1 protein-coding gene is annotated in these 808 nt (G+C 57.7%); it reads left to right on the top strand.

The annotated features are described in order from the left end of the window. The first annotated feature begins 281 nt into the window (after positions 1 to 281). A complete protein-coding gene (locus tag QCE48_RS31650) occupies positions 282 to 803 on the top strand; it encodes a hypothetical protein (RefSeq protein ID WP_309788772.1) in 522 nt (173 codons plus the stop codon). The last annotated feature ends 5 nt before the right edge of the window (positions 804 to 808 follow it).

Raw genomic sequence — 808 nt, 5'->3', positions numbered from 1 at the left:
AGCATTGAAAATCGCGTTGGCGTATTTGACGTTCTTTGAGTTCACGCTGTGGGACAAGGCTTAATAAATTCGGCGAAGTCGAATTGTAAGATGAAAGTGTGCGGTCTGGTGCACCCTGTCGTCGTTCTTTCAAGAAGACTTGCCGCACAAGGCAGTTAATCGGCGTAGATGATTTTGGAATGCAGCCCGCAACGGTTTCGGCAACTACGGCGCGCGGTATGGCTCAAGTTTCTGTGCAATGTGCCGATAGCAGACGAGTCGACCGCAGACGTAGAAAGAGAATGAAGAAAACGAGTATCGGGTTAGTGCTGCTGCCAGTCTTGCTTGCGGCGTGCGCGATCGAGGGCGTCGGCTTCGATGGGCGAGTCAACGCGTATCGCAATGCGGCCGCTGACGGTCGGGAGTTTGCAGCCTTGAATCGCGGCGCGCACGACGCGGCGTGGTTTGTTGGCTGGTGCGGAGCGATCGAGCCGCACTTCAGGCGAATGTCCGAACAGCACGCGCGCGTCGAGCGTTACTGTGCCGCTATGCAGGCGAATCCGAACGATGCGGAGCCGATCCGGAGCGATCTGATTGCTTACCTTTCATCGGGTAATTCTTACGCGATCGACCATCGCGACGAGGTGCTTCGCGGACTCGGCATATCCGCGCAGTTGCAGCAAGCTCAGGCGGAGCAGCTCCAGGCGCAAGCGATGCAAGCGCAGGCACTAAGCGCCAGCCGGCCGATCGTCGTGCAGCCAAATACTGCCGTCCACTGCACCAGCACGCGCTTCGGGAACCAAGTCAACACTAGCTGCAATTGAGTGCC

Source organism: Caballeronia sp. LZ024 (assembly GCF_031451455.1).
In the GTDB taxonomy this organism is placed as follows: Bacteria; Pseudomonadota; Gammaproteobacteria; order Burkholderiales; family Burkholderiaceae; genus Caballeronia; species Caballeronia telluris.
Note: the sequence above shows the minus strand (reverse complement) of the source record. Positions and strands in the feature narration are given on the sequence as shown.

Bases quoted from the DNA above. Each gene is read 5' to 3' on its own strand.
- QCE48_RS31650 (WP_309788772.1), top strand. From the start codon at position 282: ATGAAGAAAACGAGTATCGGGTTAGTGCTGCTGCCAGTCTTGCTTGCG.